Source organism: Streptomyces sp. NPDC085946 (assembly GCF_044540485.1).
Taxonomy (GTDB): domain Bacteria; phylum Actinomycetota; class Actinomycetes; order Streptomycetales; family Streptomycetaceae; genus Streptomyces.
The window spans coordinates 21,237-40,429 of the sequence record NZ_JBITSF010000038.1; the positions used below are offsets into that span (position 1 = coordinate 21,237).

The following is a 19,193-nucleotide window of genomic DNA, read 5'->3' on the forward strand; positions in this document are numbered from 1 at the left end:
GGCGGACCGCCGCCGTCCCGCCCCGGGGCTCCCACGGCTGGAGCCTGTCTCTTGGATCAGTCTGACTCCGCCTTGGCGCTGACGTCCGTGTGAGCGGGCCGATGGGCTGCGCGACACCCTTAGGCTCGTCCCATGACAGAGTCGCCCCTCACCGAAGCCGAGATCGTCGAGGCCGAACGGGAACTCGGTGTTTCCTCTCCCGAGGAGTACCGGGTGTATCTGCGCGAGGTGAGCGCAGGCGGGGAACTCTTCCGGCTTGAGCGGACCGGGCGCGGGTGGTGGTGGGCCGGGAACGATGAGGGGCGACGCGAGCTGCTGGCTACCCCCTTTCCGCATCCCGACTCCTACGCCGGGGCCGACGACGAACTGATGGCGCGTGAGCCACAGCCTGAGGCGTTCGAGGACGACGCCGCGTACCGGGAGGCCCGGCGTGCCTGGGACGACGAGGCCGACAGGTTCGAGGACCTGAAGACGGCCGGTGCGGTCGTCATCCAGGAGCACGGCTGCGGCTTCTCCACCTTGTTGGTTCTGACCGGCTCTCTGGCAGGCACGGTTTGGTGGGACGGACGGGCTACCTGTGACCTGATCGTCCCCCTGTCCATGGACCACGTCGGCGGCGCCCGGCCCGTTCGATTCGGGGAGTGGTTGAACCACGGTTCCTGGGCTCTTTTGCCGCCTGGCTGGGGACCGTCAGTTCCACCGAATCCTGTTGTTCACCGTTGAGTTCTGTCTGTCTGGTCAGCGTCGGCTCCAGATGAGCATGCCTGCGAGGCGGAGTGCGGCCGGGTAGGTGATCGCGAGCTTGTCGGTTCGTGTGGCCAGGCCGCGCCGTTGCTTGAGGCGGTTGACGCAGCGCTCCACGGTGCCGCGTTGTTTGTATGCCTCGCTGTCGAAGCGGGGCGGCCGGCCGGCCGATCGGCCTCGCCGCAGGCGGTGGCCGACTTGGTCGGGCGGCACGCGGATGCGCGACATCACCGTCTCAAAGGCGGGTGCATCACCTGCCTGGCCAGCAGTGACGGTGAAGGCGAGCAGCCGTGCGCGGCCGTCTGCGGCCAGGTGGACCTTGGTGCCTCAGCCCGCGGCGGGAGCGTCCGAGCGCGTGATCGGCGGGCTCGCCGGAGTAGGTCACCCCCTTTTGAGTGCTCCGGCGGCGTGCTGGTGCGCCCGGACGACCGTGGAGTCCACCGACACCGTCCCCTTCACCGCCGACGGCCTCTTCGCGGCGGCGAGAGGCGAGGGTGGGACGAGCCCCGGGACGGGGCGCACCGCGCGCGGGAGGCACCGGACACGACCGGGCCGTCCACGGCGGTCACGGGCGGCGCACGAGGGTGCGCCGCCCGCGGTGGCAGCGGCGCAGGGGGAGCAGGGCAGCGACGGCGAGGCCGGAGGCCCGGGCGGTGGACAGGCCGATGAGCCGGTAGCCGACGAGGTGGCACGGAAGCCGCCCGCCCTTGGTGTCGTCCGGGTCGCGCAGCAGGCCGACGCCTATGTGCTGGGCGCGGGCGAAGAACTGCGGGACGGCGTCGACGCCGGCCCGCGGGTTGCCGACGCGGCGAGATGGCCCGCGGCGCCGCGCTCCCCGAGGACCGACGCTCCCCGAGGGCCGGCGCCTTTCGTGCGCGAGCCGGCGGAGCGGCCGCGTGCGCCCCTGCAAGCCCGGGGGAGTGATGCAGGCCACAACGACACACTGTCCGATCGGTCAGTTCTGACCGATCGGACAGTTATGGTGGGGGCATGGCACGCTCCGCCTCCGCCATGCGCGGTCAGATCCTGGAGTCGGCACTGCGGCTGTTCGCCGTGCACGGCTTCCGCGGCACCTCGTTGCAGGACATCGCCTCCGACGCGGGCTGCTCGAAGGCGTCGCTCCTCTACCACTTCGCAGGCAAGGAAAAGATCCTCACCGAGCTGCTCACCCCGGCCCGGGACGCCCTCGCCACGCTGCTCGACCGCGTGGCCGGGCTGGAGGGCGGCCGGCTGGTGGAGGAGACCGTCGTCGGATACGTCGACCTGACGCTGCGGTTCCGCCGCGAGATCCGGCTCCTCTTCGAGGACATCGCCGAGATGTCCTGCCACCAGGACCTCGACGTCATGGAGCTGGCGGACGGGCTGCTGGACGCGCTGGCCGGCCGCTCGCGGCAGGCACCGGCCCGGGTGGCGGCGTGGATGGTGCTGGGCGCCGTCTTCATCACCGGTGCCTCCGAGGACGAGGTGGCGCCGGACGAGGTGCTGCGCGCCGAAATGATCCGCAGTGCGCTGCGGGCCCTTGACCACACCCCCAGTTGATCCCCCAGTTGACCCCCTAACGGAAAGACCCCTCCTCCATGGCGACCTTGCTGTACCGGCTCGGGCGGTTCTCCTTCCGCAGAAGAGGCCGAATAGCCGCGGTCTGGCTGCTCCTGCTGACCCTGCTGGGTGTCGGAGCCGCCACCCTGATGAGCCCGACCAGCGACAAGTTCTCCATGCCGGGCACCGAGTCCCAGCGGGCGCTGGACGACCTCGACCGGCAGTTCCCGCAGGCCGGCGGAGCCACCGGCACCATCGTCGTCGCCGCGCCCGAGGGCGAGAAGCTGCGCCCGGCCGTGGTGGCGCCCGTGGTGAAGGAGGCCTCCGAGCTCGACGGCGTCACCGCCGCCATGGACCCGTTCCGGACCGGCGCCGTCTCCCAGGACGGCCGCTACGCCCTGATCCAGGTGCAGTTCGACAAGGCCGCCGACGAGGTCACCGACGCGCAGAAGTCGGCCTACGAGGCCGTCGGCGCCGACGTCGAGGGCCTGCGGGTCGAACACGGCGGCGAGGTCATGGGCGGTGAGGTGGAGGTCGGCTCCACCGAGGCCCTCGGCGTCCTGGTCGCCGCGGTCGTCCTGGTCGTCACCTTCGGCTCGCTGGTCGCCGCCGGCATGACCCTGCTGAACGCGCTGGTCGGCGTCGCGGTCGGCATGGCCGGTCTCTTCTCCCTGACCAGTGTCATCGAACTGACCTCCACCGCCCCCATCCTGGCGCTGATGCTGGGCCTGGCGGTCGGCATCGACTACTCGCTCTTCATCACCTCCCGCTACCGCCAGTACCTCACCGAGGGCCTCCGGCCCGAGGAGGCCGCCGGCCGCGCGACCGGCACCGCCGGCTCCGCCGTCGTCTTCGCCGGTGCCACCGTCGTCATCGCCCTGGCCGGTCTCTCCGTCGTCGGCGTCCCCTTCCTGAGCGTGATGGGCCTGGCCGCGGCGGGCACCGTCGCCGTCGCCGTACTGGTCGCCCTCACCCTGCTGCCGGCCTTCCTCTCCTTCGCGGGCAAGAAGATCCTGCCGCGCAAGCAGCGTCACGCGGACGGGCACGCCGCCGAGGACCGCACCGGCGCCGAGGGCTTCGGCTTCACCTGGGGCCGGCTCGTCACCAAGCTGCGCGTCCCGCTCCTGGTCGTCGGCGTCCTCGGACTGGGCGCGCTCGCCCTCCCGGCCCAGGACATGCGCATAGCCCTGCCGGACGCGGGCACCGCCGCCGAGGGATCCCCCGCCCGCCAGGCGTACGACCTGACCTCCGAGGGCTTCGGCGAGGGCTTCAACGGCCGTCTCATCGCCGTCGTCAACGGCGAGGACGCACCGTCCACCCGGGCGGCCGCCGAGAAGGCCACCGCCCTCATCAAGGACACCGACGGCATCCTGACCGTGGCCCCGCCGCAGCTGAACGAGCAGGGCACCACCGCCCTGCTGACCGTCATCCCCGAGGCCGGCCCGACCGCCGTCGCCACCGAGGACGCCGTCCACGACATCCGCGACCGGGTCGCGGACATCGAGGGCGCCGACATCGCCCTCACCGGCGCGACCGCCCTGGGCATCGACGTCTCGGAGAAGCTCGCCGACGCCCTGCCGGTGTATCTGCTCCTGGTGGTGGGCCTGTCCATCCTGCTGCTCATGCTGGTCTTCCGGTCGGTCCTGGTACCGCTGAAGGCAGCCCTGGGCTTCCTGCTCACCGTGGGCGCGACCTTCGGCATCACCGTCGCCATCTTCCAGGAGGGCCACCTCGCCGGCCTGGTGGGCGTCGACACCCCCGGCCCGCTGGTGAGCTTCCTGCCGATCCTGCTCATCGGCATCCTGTTCGGCCTCGCCATGGACTACGAGGTCTTCCTCGTCTCCCGCATGCGCGAGGACTTCGTCCACGGCGCCGACCCGCAGGCGGCCACGGTCAGCGGCATGGGGCACAACGCCCGCGTCGTCACGGCCGCCGCGCTCATCATGACGTCCGTGTTCGCGGGCTTCGTCCTGATGGACGACCCGATCATCAAATCCATCGGGTTCGCCCTCGCCGTCGGCGTGGTCATCGACGCCTTCGTCGTCCGCATGACGCTGGTCCCGGCGGTGATGTCGCTGCTCGGCCGTGCCGCGTGGTGGCTGCCCAAGGCCGTCGACAAGGCCCTGCCCGACCTCGACATCGAGGGCGAGAAACTGAACCGGCAGCTGGCCGGGGAAGCACGCGACGAAACCCTCGTCTCGGCCTGACCCGCACACCGGCCGGACCGGATCACCCGGCGGACGGGACCTGCACCACGGTCCCGTCCGCACGCCCCGGGACCGGCCCGGACCGGGGTTCGGAGGCGTACCGCCCGGGGCGCGGCATGCGGTCCCGCGGGCCCCGGCCGGCCCCCGCTGCCGGGCCACGGGCCGGAGCGCCGCCCCGGCACGGTCCTCGACGCGTCCCACGCCCACGCCGTCGCGCACGGGTACGACCCCCCGGAGGGCCGAGGCACCCCGCGAGCACCGAGTACGGCCCCACGCCGACCGGCGGGGGAGGGCGAACGGCCTCCGCCGCGATACCGGCCGGCAGGACGCCGACCGCCGACGCTGCGCCTCGCCCGCGCCGGGCCGGCTCGACCGGGCCGGCGGTCTCGTCCGTCCCACCCCGACCGCCCGGTGAAGGCGCCGCCGCCGGCAGCCCCGGCCGATCCCGGCGGCGGGCCCGCACCGCCCTCCGCCCCACCACCCCGCACCGGCCGGTCGCCCACTACGACGCTCCGAGCAGCCTCGTGCCGCGGCTGGTGCGGTGGGAACACCCCCCAGGCGCGGGCGCCGTGATGCCGGCCTCCAGGGAAGGGGCGGGTTGCGCACCTGGGATCATGAGCGCGTGTCCGAGGAGTCGAACTCGATGTCCGGTCTGTGGCCGCTCGTGCCGCCCAGTGCCACCGACTGGTTGCGGGAGCTGTGCGGCGACGGCATGACCGGGTTCATGCCTCCGGCGATGCCCGACGCGGTGTGGGTGCTCAACGCCATGTACGAGCACGAGCGGGGGCCGACCGACATGTCGTTCCACGAGTACCACCAGGCATGTCCGGCGGAGGGGAGCACCCTGCCCCGCACCGTCGCGGGCATCGACCTCGATGCCGTGGGCGTCGCCACGGGAGGAGGGCTGGGCCGCGCCCGGCACCCGGGCCCCGGTTGGCGGCGGCTGCGCTGGGCCGAGCTCGCCCGGCGAACCGGCGACCCGGCCGTGCCCGACGGCCGGATGCCCTCCTGCCGCTGCTTCCCCTCGGTCAAGAAGGAGGGCAGCTGGCCGCTGGGCATGCTCCCGCCGACCGAGGGGAGCCTGGACCGCGAGACCTGGAACCGGCTGATCGCCGTCCTCACCCGGTACGGTCCCGCGGGTCCGGACACCCGCTGCCTGGCCTACTACAACCCGCTGGTGCTCGGAGCCGTCGACTTCGACCACCTCCACGTGCGCGCGGGTCGCCTCGGCGACGCCGAGGTCCTCTACGACCGGTCCGAGGCCGACTTCAGCCCGTCCAACCTCTGGGCCGATGACCGCTCATGGGTCTTGTGCACCGACTACGACCTGTGGGCCACCAAGGTCGCCGGACCGCCGGCCCTCATCGACGCGTTGCTGGACGACCCCGAGATCGAGGCGGTCCGTCTGCCCTGGGCGCACTGACGACGAGCCGTTCCCTTCCCCGGCCAGGAGCGGGCGCATCGCAGGACGGCGTCGCGCCGGGACCGGACGGCCCTCCGCGATCCTGTGCGTGCGCCTCCCGAACTGTCGGAACGAACCACCGGACCGGACGGCCCGGCGGAGCAGCCGGCCCGGAAGGCACGGGTCTTCGCGTCCGGTCCGGGGCGCGGCCGGATCCCGGTACGGCGCTTCCGTTTCCGGTGACGGGGCCGTGCCTCGGCGCAGGGCGCCGGCCGGTCCTGCGCCGTGTCCGGCCCGCGGCTCAGCCGGCCGCCAGGACCTCCACGCCGAGCGCCGCGACCTGCTCGACGACCGTGTCGCGGGGATCGGCGTCGGTGATCAGTCCGCTGACCTTCTCCCACGGCAGGACGCGGTACTGCGAGGCCGTGCCGATCTTCTCGGAGGAGGCGAGGACGTAGGTGTCCGCGGCCCGCGCGGACAGGGCGCGCTTCATCGCCGCCTCCTCGGCGTCCCCCGTGGTCAGTCCCGCCTCGGGGTGCACACCGGTGACGCCGAGCAGGCAGAGGTCGGCGGAGACGTTCTGCGCGGCCTCGACCGCGGCGGCGCCGCAGGTGACCGCCGAGTGCTTGAAGACCCGCCCCCCGAGCAGGAAGAGCTCCGCCCGCGGATGGCCGAGCAGGGCCGCGGCGATCGTCGGGCTGTGCGTGATCACTGTGCAGTCGAGGTCCTTCGGGAGAGCGCGCGCGACGGCGAGGGCGGTGGTGCCGCCGTCGAGAATCAGCGAGCCCCCCGGCCGCACCAGGCCGGCGGCCACCGAGGCGACCTTCCGCTTGCCGTCCGGGGCCACCTCCTGCCGCGCGTCGTAGTCCGCCACCGCGGGGGACGCGGGCAGCGCTCCGCCGTACACCCGCTGGCACAGCCCTTCGGCGGCGAGCTCGCGCAGGTCGCGCCGCACGCTGTCCTCGGAGATCCCCAGCTCGGCGGCGACGTCCTTGGCCACGATCTTTCCGGTACGGGCGAGCAGATCGAGCAGGTGCTCGCGTCGTTCAGCGGCCAGCATTCACGTTCCTTCCTGTTCTTTCCTGTTTCTGCATGTATCTTAGCGGCCATGACCGACAAGCCCCTGCTGATCCTGATCGCAGGCCCCTACCGCTCCGGCACCGGCGGCGACCCGCAGGCCATGGCCGCCAACCTCGCCCGCCTCGAAGCCGCGGCCTGGCCGGTCTTCGCGGCCGGCCATCTCCCCGTGATCGGCGAATGGATCGCGCTGCCCGTCCTCCGGTCCGCGGGCGCGGGCCCCACCGACCCCCTCGCCGACCGGGTGCTCTACCCGGCCGCCGACCGCCTGCTCACCCACTGCGACGCCGTGCTGCGCCTGCCCGGCGAGTCCGCCGGCGCCGACCAGGACGTCGCCACCGCCCGCCGCCGCGGCCTGCCCGTCTACCACGACGTGACCGAGATCCCCCGCCGCACCCCGCAGGAGACCGCGCGATGAGCCGCCCGGGCATCGACACGCCCGACCACCGCGGACGCACCGGCCTCGACCGGGCCGGACGCGACCTCGACCGCAACCCCGACGTCGTGGTCCGCGACGTCGAACTCACCTCCCGGGGCTGGCACGTCCTGCGCCGCACCACCTTCGACTACCGCCGACGCGACGGACGGTGGGAGACCCAGCAGCGCGAGACCTACGACCGCGGCAACGGCGCCGTCGTCCTGCCCTACGACACCGCACGCGGCTGCGTTCTGCTCACCCGGCAGTTCCGCTACCCGGCCTACGTGAACGACCACCCCGACGGCATGCTCATCGAGGCCGCGGCAGGACTGCTCGACGCGGACGACCCGCACACCGCGATCCGACGGGAGAGCGCCGAAGAACTCGGCGTCACCCTCGGCCCGCTCACCCCCGTCCTCGACGCCTACATGAGCCCCGGCTCGGTCACCGAACGCCTCCACTTCTTCGCCGCCCCCTACACCCCGGCCGACCGGACCGGCACCGGCGGCGGACTGGAGGAGGACGGCGAGGACATCGAGGTCCTCGAACTGCCTTTCACCGAGGTCCTCGCCATGACCCGCGACGGACGCATTACCGACGGCAAGACCGTCCTGCTCCTGCAATGGGCGGCCCTGGACGGGCCCTTCGCCCGGCAGCACCGGTGAAACCGGCTCTCCCGGACACGTCCGGGGACGCGAAGGGTTCACTTCCCGGGGCGGCCCGGGCGTTCCCCGAAGGGGCGAACCCCCGCTGCCCGTCGGTGTGAGTGACGGCCGCGCGTCTCGCGGCCCGACCCGCGGGGGCGGCCGGCGCGCCGCACCCCTGCGTTCGGCCTCCGCGGCAGCCGGCGTCGACGAGTACGCCACCCGCGAGGGCCGCTCCTGCGGCACCGCCCCGATGGGCGTCGAACCCCGTCGCCCGGTCGATCCGCTCCGGACCAGGACGCAACGAGTCCGGCCGCCCGGCTTGCCCAGCGGCCCGGCGTCGAGGCCGTCCGCCGGGGCCGCGCCCCGTTCTCCGCCGAGGGTGCCACGGCCGGAGCGCCGCGAACGGCCCAGGCCGCGGACGGTGGCATCCCTTACGGCCTCTCGCCGGGGGACCGCGCCGAGTTGCCCGGCGTCATCGAGCAGGCCGCGGAGGTCTGCCGGGCCTTCGTCGCCGCCCGGGTGGCCGACGGTGACACCGGCTATCTCCGGGCGCCGGCCGAGCGCGGTGGACGGGAACGCCGGGACCGTATGCGGACCTGGCTGGTGGACCACCGCGAGACGTTCACGGCTGCCCTGCTGAACCGACCGGCCCGGACGGTCGAGGACGACCTCACGGGGGCGTTCGCGGTGCCGCATCCGTCCTCGGTGACCCGGAGAAGACCGCGACCGCCTGTCCGGCCGGGCTGCGGAGCGCGGACCCCTTCCTCTGATCCGCTGGTGGCGCGAGGCACGCGAGGCAGAGGCGCGTCGTCGGCCGGGTGTGGATCGCCGGATGGGCCTGCCGGCCCACGCGGGCCGGATGCCGCGCCCGAGGATCCGCGAGGCGGGAGGTCGGGCCGTTCGTTCCTCCTGGTGAGTCGTTCGGGCGTGGTCGTGCCGGGCACCTGGAGGCCATGACCGACGACGCAAGCCGCATCCGGCTGGTGCAGACCGTGCTCGACAGCACCGACGCCCGCAAGCTCGCCGAGTTCTACCGGTCCCTGCTGGGACTCGACTACGCCGAGGGGGACGAGCCGCCCCCGGCCGGACAGCCGGACGAGCGCGGCAGGGACTGGCTCGTACTGCGCGACCCCGACGGCGGTCCGCAGCTCGCCGTCCAGCAGGTGACGCACCTGCGCGAACCGGACTGGCCCGACGGCCCGGTGCCCCAGCAGATGCACCTCGACCTGAGCGTCACCTCACTGGAGGAGCTGCGGAACCAGCACGAGCGCGTGCTCGCCCTCGGCGGCAGCCTGCTCAGCAACCGGGACCGGCCGGACCCCGACGACCGAGAGCGCTTCCGTGTCTACCGGGATCCCGAGGGTCACCCGTTCTGCATCTTCGTCGCGGAGCGGAACGAGTAGCCCGCGGGCGCACCGTACGTACGAGGTGGTGAGCGGCCCTTTCCCGTCAGAACGGCAGGGGTTGCCACCGGTCGGGACCGGCGTACACGGTCGGCCACACCGGTGCGGCCGGTTCCGCCGGCGGCGACGGCCTCGTGCGGGTCGCCCGGGCCGTGGCCGACGGACGGAAGCCGGACGGCGTCATCTGCCGGGACGAGGCCTGGAGGGAGCAGACCGCCCGGGTGGCCGCCTTGCTCGGACTGGCCGGAGGGGACCGGCGGTGCGCCGAGCGCTGCCGGGACAAGCACCGCACCCGCGTAACTCTTCACGCGGGCCGGGCACCGGCGCGCTCGGTGCTCGTCTCCGGCCGCGAGAAGAGGCCTTCGCTGTGGCCGGGACATCGGCTCTCCGGTCGTCCTCGAGCCACAGGCCCTGGCCGGTAGCCTCGGCGTGACACGGGCCGGCTCGCCCGCCGGCCTGGCGGAGGCCGTCGCGTTCACGGGCGCGAGCGGCGAGTCGGCTCCCTGCCTTCCGGCACACGAGCGCGACATCCTGGTCGAGCAGTTCGCTCAGGGACCGGAGGCCGGAGACCGGCGTCGACGGCGTGGTCCGCCACGGCAAGGTGACCCCGGTCCGCCCCGCCCGCAAGGAGGTCGGCTTCGAGCCCCGCTTCGAGGAGACCGGGCACGTCGTCGCCATGGACGGCGGCCCGGACCTCGCGCTCGCCGCCGCTGACGTCGCCTGCGGCGGCCCTCCCGGACCGCACGCGACCGCCGGCCGCCGCCAGGTCACCGCCGTCCGCTTCTCCCGCCCGCCCAGGACAGATCCGGCTCCAGGAGGCCCGTCCGCTGCCCGCCACCCACCCGGGCGACGTCACCGGAGTCGGCCACCGCGCCGGCTACGACAACCCTCGCAGTTCAGCCGCGAGTACCACCGCCAGTTCGGCGTGCTCCCGAGCCGGGCCGCGGCCCGCCTGCGGAGCACCGGACGTACCCCTGCGGACGTCCTGCCCCGAGCGGGGCTGCACCACGGAGGAGGATCGTGCGACGCGCTCCCCTTCCCCTCGCGGGAGGGACTGACGGACGCGGGAAAAACTCTTGATCTTTTTTCGAGGGACACGGCAACCTCCCCGCGCCCGGCGGCGACCAAGGGGCGCAACGGGGGTTCGGAACGTGTCGAACGAGAGAGATCACGTGAGCGAGAACGCAGCCCCGCGCCGGTCGCGGCGCAGGAGCACCGCAGGTCGTAGGACCGTCATGGTCGCCGTGCTGGCCACGGCGCTGACCGGCGGCGCGGTCGTCACCGGCGTACTGATGTCGGCCTCCGCGTCCGGTCCGGGCGCGGGGACCTACCGGCTCGTCAACGGGGCCGACGGCACCTGTCTGACGGCCCCGGTCGGCGGCACCCAGCCGGGCGCCACCACGTGCGACGGATCGGCCGGCCAGGTATGGAAGCTGGCCGAGTCCGCCGGCGGCTTCACCGTCACCAACGGCGCGCTGTGCCTCGGCGTGAAGGACGGCTCGGCTTCCGCGGGCAAGGCCGTCGAGCACCAGACCTGTGACGGCGGCGCTTCCCAGGTGTGGAAGCCGGCCGCGGTCGGGGAGGCCCACCAGTTGGTCAACGCGCACAGCGACAAGTGCCTCAACCTCAAGGGCGGCCTGGCCCAGCAGAACTCCTGCGACAAGGCCGCCACCAAGACCTGGACGCTCGCCGCCGCCTCCGCCGCACCGACGACGCCGACCCTCTCGGCGACCTCCCGGCCCGCCTCGCCGTCGGCGTCCGCCCCCTCGGCGTCCGCCACCTCGGCCGTCCCCTCGGCGACCGCGACCGGGCCCGCCACGCCCACCGCGTCGGCGACCTCCGCGCTCGGCGCCTGGCCGACCCCGTCCGGCCAGCAGGCCGTGACCTCCACCATCGAGGTCTCCGGCACCTACGACGGCTCCCTGAAGCGCTTCTACGGCTCCGGCGCGCTCGGCAGCGACGACCAGGGCGAGGGCCAGGACCCGCTGTTCACGCTGGCCGACGGCGCCGTGCTGAAGAACGTGGTGCTGGGCACCCCGGCCGCCGACGGCGTGCACTGCCTGGGCAGCTGCACCCTGCAGAACGTGTGGTGGGAGAACGTCGGCGAGGACGCCGCCAGCTTCAAGGGCAAGTCGGCCTCCGCGACGTACCTCGTCAGCGGCGGCGGAGCCAAGGGCGCGGACGACAAGGTCTTCCAGCACAACGGCGCGGGCACGCTGACCATCAAGGACTTCCAGGTCTCCGACTTCGGCAAGCTCTACCGCTCCTGCGGCAACTGCTCCACCCAGTACAAGCGCGCCGTGGTCATCAGCAACGTCAAGGTGACCGCTCCCGGCAAGGTGCTCGCCGGCATCAACACCAACTACGGCGACACCGCGACCATCTCGGGTCTGCAGATCGTCGGCGACAGCGGCAAGAAGATCAAGATCTGCGAGCGCTTCAAGGGCAACGACACCGGCGCCGAGCCCACCTCGCTGGGCAGCGGCCCCGACGGCACCTCCTGCCGCTACACCGCCTCGGACGTCACCTACTCCTGACCCCGGGCGGGAGCCGGGCGGTGAACACCGTCACCCCCGGCTCGCTCGCCGGCCCGACCGTCCCCCGTGCGCCCGCAGCAGCGAGTACGCCACCGACAGGCCCGGCCCGTCCGGCCTGCCGACGGCCGCCTGCGCGGCGGCCAGGGCTTCGACTCGGGCAGGCGCCCAGATGCGCGGCGGGGACCGTCTTCTGCTCGGAGGGCATCGGCTTGCCGGTGCGCCGTAGGACCGGTGCGGGGCTGTGCCGGCAGCATCCACACCCGTCAGGGGTACGCGGACGGCTCGACCGGCTACAGCTACGTGTGGAGCCGCAGTTACGGCGACTGAAACCTGTGGGTGGGCCTCTGACGACTGACTGACTGCTCAGTCGGCACGACGACGCGGGCGCGGTGGAGTGACGCCGGGCGTCGGCTTCGGAGGGCACTGGGGCCGGCGCCCGCTCGGCGTCCGCTGCACCGCACCGGTACGACGCGGAGCAAGAACGAGGCGAAGCGGCACGGCACCGTGGTGAGGGAACGCGGCCACCTCCGCTTCAGTAGGCTGATCCGGCACGAGCTCGACCGCACGAACGTCGATGCCCTGCACGGCAGCGCACTCCGAACGGGGCGCCGAGGGCCCGAGGCCGCGTACAGCCGCCCCTGCCGGACACGGCCGCGCTCCGGCGAGGAACACGCGCCCGGCGGTCGCGGTTGTACGAAAAGGGGTAAAGCCCGACTCCTTGCCTCTGTGGCAAAAAGTTTGTCTTTGAGGTAAGGGTTCGCCTTAATGGACACATGAGCCCTTATGAGCCGGGCAGGGCTGACGGCCTGCCGGTGGTCGCACCGCACCTTCGCGCACTGCGACGCCGCGCCTCCCTCACCCTGGAAGCCGCGGCTCGCTCCGCCGGTCTGTCGCCCGCGCACCTGTCCCGCATGGAAACCGGGCAACGGCAGCCCTCACTGCCGACCCTGCTCGCACTGGCCCGTGTCTACGGGACCACCGTCTCCGACCTGCTGCTCGAACGAGCCGTCGGCCGGGACGCCGTGATGAGTTCCGCCGAGATGCAGCCGACCCGGTCGGGCGGCTGGACCTACCGGCAGGCCGGCGCTCCCGGCCGGAGTCTGCAGGCGCTGCGGGTCCACGTCCCGTACGGAGCCCAGAGCGACATCGTGCGCTCGCATCCGGGCGAGGAATGGCTGTACGTCCTCAGAGGACAGCTGCGACTTCACCTCGCAGACGCCGTGCACCCCCTGCCGGCGGGCGACAGTGCCCACTTCGACTCGCTGACCCCCCACCGCCTCGTCGCGGACGACCCCGACGGGGTCGACCTGCTTTTCGTCCACACCTTGCTGCAAAACCCCGGCGCGGCCCCGTGCCTCGGCTCGGCAGCCGAACGCGTCGTCTAAGGAGACCTGCCATGTCCAGCTTCGAAGAGAAGTTCCCGCGCTCCCTGTGGGTGCGTCTCGTCATCTACCTCGTTGTCGGCCACCTCTTCGCCGCCTTCATCTGGCTGCTTTTCGAGATGGGCGCCAAATAGAGCAGGCACCCGCCACCGCCGCTGCACAGACCCCGACGTCCCGGAATCGAGGGGACTCCAGCGGATGCCCGCCGCCGACGCCGGACAGCCACCGGCCATGACGTGCGCACCGCCGGCAGGCGTCGGCCGCCCGGCCCAGGAAGGACCAGATCGTCCCGCCGCCCTGTCTTTTCTCGCGATCCTGGGTGCGGCGGAGGTGAGCGCGGTGCCCGAGGCGGCAGCGGTGAGACCGGCGGTGGTGGGGGTGCGGCCGGCCATGTCCAGGGAGCGAGGGCCGCAGGGCCGGGTCGCGCGGCCCGGCCCGCTCCGGGCGCCGCTCGCGCGGGCGTTGGTGCGATGGGGGGCGCAGGCGGCGCCGAAGGCGGGGCCCGGAGCGTGCCCTCCGCGGTGAGGCGGCATCCGGGGCTACGGAGACTTCCGCGAAAACCCGTTGGGGGGACCACGGCGGCCCTTGCCAGCCTCCCGGAGGCCGTGCGAGAGAACAGGGAGGTGGTGCCCGTGAACGCAGGATCGACATGGGTGCTCCCCTCCGGGATCATGGTCGGGCGACAGGTCGTCCGGGAGTGCCCCAAGGCGGAGCCCCGGCTGGTGGCCCGGACCCGGTACACCGCGGCACGCGGCTACGCGGTGGCCGGCATCGACGCCGTAGGGTGCGGCGGCCGCTCCCTTTCCGCCGACGAACAGGCCCGCGCCGACCTCCGGCGGGCGATGCGGGCCGGCGAACCGGACGACGGGATCCTCGAGTCCCTCATCGGCCCGCTGGTCGACAACGCGGCCCCGGAAGGGCAGACCACTCTGGACGCCCTCCTTGAACTGCCCGAGACCGGCGGCCCGGTCGGGTGCTCCGGAGGATGAACCGCCCTCGGCGTTCGGCTGGCGGTGGCCGAGCCGCGCATCGCGGCCGCCGGTTTCTTCGCCGGGGGTACGTGCCCCGCGCCCGGCGCGAAAAGGCCCGGCGGGTCACCGTTCCGCTGCTGTTCCTGCTGCGGTGGGACGACGAGGGCAATCCCCGGCAGCGGGCCCTGGACCTGTTCGACGCCTTCGGCAGCGAGGAGAAGACCCTGCACGCCGATCCGGGAGGACACACCGGCACCCCGTGGTTCGAGCTGGAGGACGGGTGCCGGTTCTTGGACCGGCACCTGAAGTGAGGCCGGGCCGTCCGCCGGCCGGTCCTCCTCGACGACCTCGCCGACCCTGCCCGCCCACGCGGCGGACGGCCCCCGCCGGTGACCCGACCGATCCAGCTGCACCGCTCGCTCGGCACACCCGGAGCCGACCGCTCGTACGCGACCATTCGTAGTTGACCGATCGTTCTTGAATCGCCTAGGGTCGCCGTATGGCCAGGAGCAAGGAATTCGATCCGGACGCCGTGCTGCAGTCGGCCCTCGAACTGTTCTGGCGGCGGGGGTACGAGGCGACGTCCATGGCGGACCTCGTCGACCACCTCGGCATCGGGCGCGCGAGCATCTACGCCACCTTCGGCAACAAGCGCGACCTGTACCTCAAGGCGCTCGACCGGTACGGCGAGTCCCACAACCCCCTGCTCCTTCGCGAACTGTCGCAGCCCGGACCGGCGTTGCCGGCGGTGCGGGCGGTCGTCCGGCGGTTCGCGGGCGAGGCCGCGGACGAGGCCCGCCGGTCGGCCGGGTGTTTCGTGACCAACACGGCGGCCGAACTGGCACCGCACGACAGCGCGGCGGCCCGGCGCGTGGAGTTGAGCTGGGAGCACCTGGAGACCTTGCTGCACTCGGCGCTGCTGCGCGCCCAGGCGCAGGGCGAGCTTCCCGAGGGGCGCGATCCGCGGGCGCTGGCCCGGATGCTGCTGGTGCTGATGCAGGGCCTGCGGGTGGTGGGCAAGGCCTCCACCGACCCGGCACGGGTGCGGGAGGCCGCCGAGCAGGCGCTCGCCCTGCTGGACTGAGAGCCGGTACGCGGACGTCCGGCCGCCGGGAGGCGGCCGTTTTCGCCGCCCTAATACTTGACCGATCGATCCAGAAAGGGGAGGGCTCATGCCCCCGGTCGATGCCGCACCGGCTCCCTCCGGGCCGGTGCGCGACACCCGTCCGTCCTTCGCCCTGCTCGGCTCCTTACAGGTCACCCTGATCTTCACGCTGGCCGCCGTCGCCGTGCCCCTGCCCGAGATCGGCCGCTGCTTCGGACTGGCGCGCGAGGAACTGATCTTGCTGAGCGCGGCGTACGGGCTCACCTTCGCCGGGCTGCTGCTGTTCGGGGGCCGCCTCGCCGACCGGTACGGCGGGCGGCGGACCCTGCTCGCCGGGCTGCTGCTGTTCGGCGCGGCCTCGGCCGCCGTCCCGCTCGCCCCCGGATACGCCACGCTGCTCACCGCCCGGTTCGCGCAGGGCGCCGGTGCCGCGCTGGTCGCGCCCGCCGCGATGGCCGTGCTGCGCACGCTGTTCCCCGAACCGCCCGCTTACCGGCGTGCGGTGGCGGCCTGGGGCGGGCTGTCGGTGCTCGGTGCCACGGCGGGCACCCTGCTCTCCGGCGTCGTCTCCGCGCTGCTGTCCTGGCGCTGGGCCCTGGCCGCACCGCTCGCGGTCACGGCCTCGGCCCTGCCCCTGGTGCCGCGTCTGCTCCCGGCCGACGGCCCACGGGTCCGTGCCGCCCGCCGCCCCCGCCCGGACGTGCCCGGCGCGCTGCTCGCGACGGCCGGGATCGTGTCCGTCAGCTACGGACTCGTCCTCACCGACGCCCGGCCCTGGACCTCGGGGCGGGTGCTCGGCCCGTTGCTGGCGGGCGGCGTGCTGCTCGCCGTGTTCGTGGGGGTGGAGCGGCGCGCGGCCGATCCGCTGCTGCCGCCGGGTTTCCTGCGGGACGGGCGCCGGGCGCTGGGACTCGTCGCCACCGCGCTGACGGCGGCCGGGACCAGCACCGTCTTCGTACTGCTCTCGCTCCACCTCCAGCAGGAGCGCAACTGGTCGGCGCTGTGCGCCTCGGCGGCGTTCGTCCCGTTCGCCGCGGCGCTGCTCGTCTCCGGCCGGGCGGCGGGGAGGCTCGTCGCACGGTACGGGCCCGCCGCGGTCACCGGCGGGGGACTGGCCGCGGGCGCCGCCGGGCTCGGACTGCTCGCCCTCACCGGACTCGACGACGGCGTCCCCTACGGCTACGGCGTCCTGCCCGGCCTGGTACTGCTGCCCGCCGGAGCCGCCGCCGCGTTCGCCGGAGCGGCGGTGCTGGCCACCGACCGGGTGCCCGCGGCACGCACCGGGCTGGCCGGCGGGGTGCACAACACCGCGATGGAGGTGGGGCCGACCGTCGTCTTCGCCCTGCTGCTGGCCACCGGCGGCGACCGGGCGAGCCTCGCCTCGGCGGCCGGGCTCTTCGCACTCGCCGCCCCGCTGTTGCGCCTCGCGCGTTCCTGACCGCTGTCTCCCGTGAAGCAAACCCTTCCGTCCGAAAGGCAGTTCACCATGTCCCATGCACGTTTCACCGCTCGCACCGTCCTGGTCACCGGCGCCGGGTCGGGCATCGGCCGGGCCGTCGCCCTGGCGTTCGCGGCCGAGGGGGCCCGGGTCGTCGTGGCCGGGCGCGGCCGGGCGGCGCTCGACGAGACGGCCGCCCTGATCGGGGCGGCCGGTGGCACGACGCTCGCGCACACCGCCGACGTGAGCCGCGCCGACGACGTGGCCGCGCTGGTGCGGGCCGCCGTCGACCGGTTCGGCTCGCTCGACGTGGCCGTCAACAACGCGGGCGTCTTCCGGGGCGGGCCGCTGCCCGAGATGGGGGAGGAGGACTGGCGGACCCTGCTGGACGTCAACGTCACCGGCGTCTTCCTCGCCATGGCGGCCGAGGTCCGGCAGATGCGCACCCAGCCGGGCGGCGGCGCGATCGTCAACATCGCCTCCAACCTGGGCGTCCACCAGCAGGTGAACGGCGCCACCGCCTACGCGGCGACCAAGGCGGCCGTCGCCTCGCTCACCCGGGGCGCCGCCCTGGAGCACATCGGTGAGGGCGTCCGGATCAACGCGGTCAGCCCCGGGGCGTCCGACACGGCCATGTCGCTCCGGCCCGGCGAGACCGAGGAGGAGCGGGCCGTGCGGATGAAGGAGGAGTCGCCGCTGGGCCGGGTGGCGTCGACGGAGGAGGTGGCGCAGGCGGTGCTGTACCTGGCCTCCGACGCCGCGGCCTCCCTGGTGGGCACCGACCTCGTCGTCGACGGCGGTGCCTCTCTCTAGTTCGCTGACCGCACGGGTTCACCGGCACGTCCGGTCCGGTGGAGAAACCCGGATGCGTCAGGATCACTCGTCTGCGGGAGTCGCGGGCTGTGGACCGTGCTGATCCGGTGTTCCGGCGTGCGGACGACCCTGACGCGGCCGGCATGGCCGATGTGCGGCTGCGGTCCTTCACCGCCGCGCTGCCGACCGTGCGCCGCGCGCACGGCGGGCACCGAAGGGACCCGGTCGGTCGTGCCGCGCGGCGACCGGCCGGGGTCCCGGGGACGTCTGGCGTCCGGGCCGGCCTCCGCTTGCCGGGACACGTGCTTTCCGCTGCTCCGGAAGCGTGACGGCCACCCGAGGGGTAATGTCCGACAAGGCCGCATTCGTGACAGGCCGGGCCGGCCCACGGGCGTGCCCGGACCGCACCGTGCGGCTGCCGGTTCCGCCACCCCGATCGAGCGATGCAAGCCGGAAGGATCCGCCATGGGCACGGTCACCACGAGCGACGGCACGAGCATCTTCTACAAGGACTGGGGACCACGCGACGCCCAGCCGGTCGTCTTCCACCACGGCTGGCCGCTCAGCGCCGACGACTGGGACAACCAGATGCTGTTCTTCCTCGCCCGGGGCTACCGCGTCGTCGCCCACGACCGGCGAGGTCACGGCCGCTCCTCCCAGACCGCGACCGGCCATGAGATGGACACCTACGCCGCCGACGTCGCGGCTCTGGCCGACGCCCTCGACCTGCGGGGAGCCGTCCACATCGGCCACTCGACCGGCGGCGGCGAAGTCGCGCGCTACGTCGCACGCGCCGAGCCCGGCCGGGTCGTCAAGGCGATCCTCGTCGGCGCCGTCCCGCCCCTCATGCTGCGGACGCCGGCCAACCCGGGCGGTCTCCCGATCGAAGTCTTCGACGGGTTCCGCGCCGCTCTCGCCGCCAACCGCGCGCAGTTCTACGTCGACGTGCCGTCCGGCCCGTTCTACGGATTCAACCGCCCCGGGGCAGAGGTGTCGCAGGGCGTGATCGACAACTGGTGGCGGCAGGGCATGCAAGGCGCGGCCGTCGCCCACTACGAGTGCATCAAGGCGTTCTCGGAAACCGACTTCACCGAGGACCTCAAGAAGATCGAGGTCCCGGTGCTCGTCGTGCACGGCACCGACGACCAGATCGTGCCCTACGAGAACTCGGCACCCCTGTCCGTCGAGCTCCTGCGGAACGGCCGGCTGAAGACCTACGAAGGACTGCCGCACGGCATGCTCACGACGCACCCCGACGTCGTCGACCCCGACCTGCTGGCGTTCGTGGAGGAGTAGGCGCGCCTCCGTCGGCGGCTCGGTGGGCAGTGCGCCCCCGTACAGACGGAGGGCTGAAGCACCCGTGGCGGGCCGTCGACGGCTGCCCGCGTGGCCGAACCCGGACCCGTCGCCCGGCCACCCGCGCCGATACCGGCCGATGCGGGCCGATCGGCACCGTCGCACTCGGCCGGCGCGACGCGGAGCGTCGGAGCGTCCCAGCCGTGTCCGCCCG

Annotated in this window: 16 protein-coding genes and 5 pseudogenes; 18 read left to right on the top strand and 3 right to left on the bottom strand. The window is 73.5% G+C overall.

Translation table 11 applies throughout. From position 1 onward, the window contains the following. Positions 1 to 132: 132 nt before the first annotated feature. Positions 133 to 723, top strand: coding sequence for an SMI1/KNR4 family protein (locus ACIF8T_RS37860; protein ID WP_400041714.1), 591 nt, complete (start codon positions 133 to 135; stop codon positions 721 to 723). A gap of 15 nt (positions 724 to 738) precedes the next feature. Here ACIF8T_RS37860 and ACIF8T_RS37865 read toward each other — a convergent pair. Beyond that, positions 739 to 1,230 (bottom strand): annotated as a pseudogene (locus tag ACIF8T_RS37865) (transposase); the annotation flags it as partial. Between the two features lie 79 nt (positions 1,231 to 1,309). Further along, positions 1,310 to 1,654 carry a hypothetical protein gene (locus ACIF8T_RS37870; RefSeq protein ID WP_400041715.1) on the bottom strand — a complete coding sequence of 115 codons (345 nt, stop codon included), beginning with the start codon at positions 1,652 to 1,654 and terminating at the stop codon, positions 1,310 to 1,312. 80 nt (positions 1,655 to 1,734) lie between these two features. On the opposite strand from ACIF8T_RS37870, the gene ACIF8T_RS37875 reads away from it, so the two are divergent. The 3 genes from ACIF8T_RS37875 (at position 1,735) to ACIF8T_RS37885 (ending at position 5,913) form a co-directional block, all read left to right on the top strand. Beyond that, positions 1,735 to 2,283 (top strand): TetR/AcrR family transcriptional regulator, encoded by a 549-nt coding sequence (locus ACIF8T_RS37875; protein WP_400041717.1) that lies wholly within the window; start codon positions 1,735 to 1,737, stop codon positions 2,281 to 2,283. A gap of 38 nt (positions 2,284 to 2,321) precedes the next feature. Further along, entirely contained in the window at positions 2,322 to 4,490 is a 2,169-nt protein-coding gene (locus ACIF8T_RS37880; protein ID WP_400041719.1) for an MMPL family transporter, read from the top strand. Positions 4,491 to 5,112: 622 nt separating this feature from the next. Beyond that, positions 5,113 to 5,913, top strand: a complete 801-nt coding sequence (locus tag ACIF8T_RS37885; protein WP_400041721.1) for a hypothetical protein — start codon at positions 5,113 to 5,115, stop codon at positions 5,911 to 5,913. Between the two features lie 280 nt (positions 5,914 to 6,193). Here ACIF8T_RS37885 and ACIF8T_RS37890 read toward each other — a convergent pair whose 3' ends face one another. Next, positions 6,194 to 6,952, bottom strand: coding sequence for a DeoR/GlpR family DNA-binding transcription regulator (locus tag ACIF8T_RS37890; RefSeq protein ID WP_400041722.1), 759 nt, complete (start codon positions 6,950 to 6,952; stop codon positions 6,194 to 6,196). A 48-nt stretch (positions 6,953 to 7,000) separates the two neighbouring features. Here ACIF8T_RS37890 and ACIF8T_RS37895 point away from each other — a divergent pair, with 48 nt between their 5' ends. The 14 genes and pseudogenes from ACIF8T_RS37895 (at position 7,001) to ACIF8T_RS37960 (ending at position 18,979) form a co-directional block, all read left to right on the top strand. Next, entirely contained in the window at positions 7,001 to 7,387 is a 387-nt protein-coding gene (locus ACIF8T_RS37895; protein WP_400041724.1) for a DUF4406 domain-containing protein, read from the top strand. Further along, positions 7,384 to 8,052 carry an NUDIX domain-containing protein gene (locus ACIF8T_RS37900; RefSeq protein ID WP_400041725.1) on the top strand — a complete coding sequence of 223 codons (669 nt, stop codon included), beginning with the start codon at positions 7,384 to 7,386 and terminating at the stop codon, positions 8,050 to 8,052. Before ACIF8T_RS37895 ends, ACIF8T_RS37900 begins: the two co-directional genes overlap by 4 nt. Before the next feature lie 396 nt (positions 8,053 to 8,448). Then, positions 8,449 to 8,676: pseudogene (locus ACIF8T_RS37905) on the top strand (aminoglycoside phosphotransferase family protein); the annotation flags it as partial. A gap of 311 nt (positions 8,677 to 8,987) precedes the next feature. Then, positions 8,988 to 9,437, top strand: coding sequence for a VOC family protein (locus tag ACIF8T_RS37910; protein WP_400041727.1), 450 nt, complete (start codon positions 8,988 to 8,990; stop codon positions 9,435 to 9,437). 800 nt (positions 9,438 to 10,237) lie between these two features. After that, positions 10,238 to 10,428 (top strand): annotated as a pseudogene (locus ACIF8T_RS37915) (AraC family transcriptional regulator); the annotation flags it as partial. A 301-nt stretch (positions 10,429 to 10,729) separates the two neighbouring features. Beyond that, positions 10,730 to 11,083, top strand: a pseudogene (locus ACIF8T_RS37920) (RICIN domain-containing protein); the annotation flags it as partial. Further along, complete coding sequence (locus ACIF8T_RS37925; protein ID WP_400041749.1) at positions 11,075 to 11,974, top strand: pectate lyase; 900 nt, start codon at positions 11,075 to 11,077, stop codon at positions 11,972 to 11,974. The pseudogene ACIF8T_RS37920 and the gene ACIF8T_RS37925, both read left to right, overlap by 9 nt. Before the next feature lie 773 nt (positions 11,975 to 12,747). After that, positions 12,748 to 13,359, top strand: a complete 612-nt coding sequence (locus ACIF8T_RS37930) for a helix-turn-helix domain-containing protein (RefSeq protein ID WP_400041729.1) — start codon at positions 12,748 to 12,750, stop codon at positions 13,357 to 13,359. Between the two features lie 11 nt (positions 13,360 to 13,370). Beyond that, entirely contained in the window at positions 13,371 to 13,490 is a 120-nt protein-coding gene (locus ACIF8T_RS37935) for a DUF6126 family protein (protein ID WP_400041731.1), read from the top strand. Positions 13,491 to 13,961: 471 nt separating this feature from the next. Then, positions 13,962 to 14,638, top strand: a pseudogene (locus ACIF8T_RS37940) (alpha/beta hydrolase). A gap of 188 nt (positions 14,639 to 14,826) precedes the next feature. Continuing rightward, a complete protein-coding gene (locus ACIF8T_RS37945) occupies positions 14,827 to 15,411 on the top strand; it encodes a TetR/AcrR family transcriptional regulator (RefSeq protein WP_400041733.1) in 585 nt (194 codons plus the stop codon). Between the two features lie 88 nt (positions 15,412 to 15,499). Next, the gene (locus ACIF8T_RS37950; protein ID WP_400041734.1) at positions 15,500 to 16,870 is read left to right on the top strand and encodes an MFS transporter; all 1,371 of its coding nucleotides are present in this window, start codon (positions 15,500 to 15,502) and stop codon (positions 16,868 to 16,870) included. 48 nt (positions 16,871 to 16,918) lie between these two features. Next, positions 16,919 to 17,683, top strand: a complete 765-nt coding sequence (locus tag ACIF8T_RS37955) for an SDR family NAD(P)-dependent oxidoreductase (protein WP_400041735.1) — start codon at positions 16,919 to 16,921, stop codon at positions 17,681 to 17,683. A gap of 465 nt (positions 17,684 to 18,148) precedes the next feature. Continuing rightward, positions 18,149 to 18,979 carry an alpha/beta fold hydrolase gene (locus ACIF8T_RS37960; RefSeq protein WP_400041737.1) on the top strand — a complete coding sequence of 277 codons (831 nt, stop codon included), beginning with the start codon at positions 18,149 to 18,151 and terminating at the stop codon, positions 18,977 to 18,979. Positions 18,980 to 19,193 lie beyond the last annotated feature (214 nt).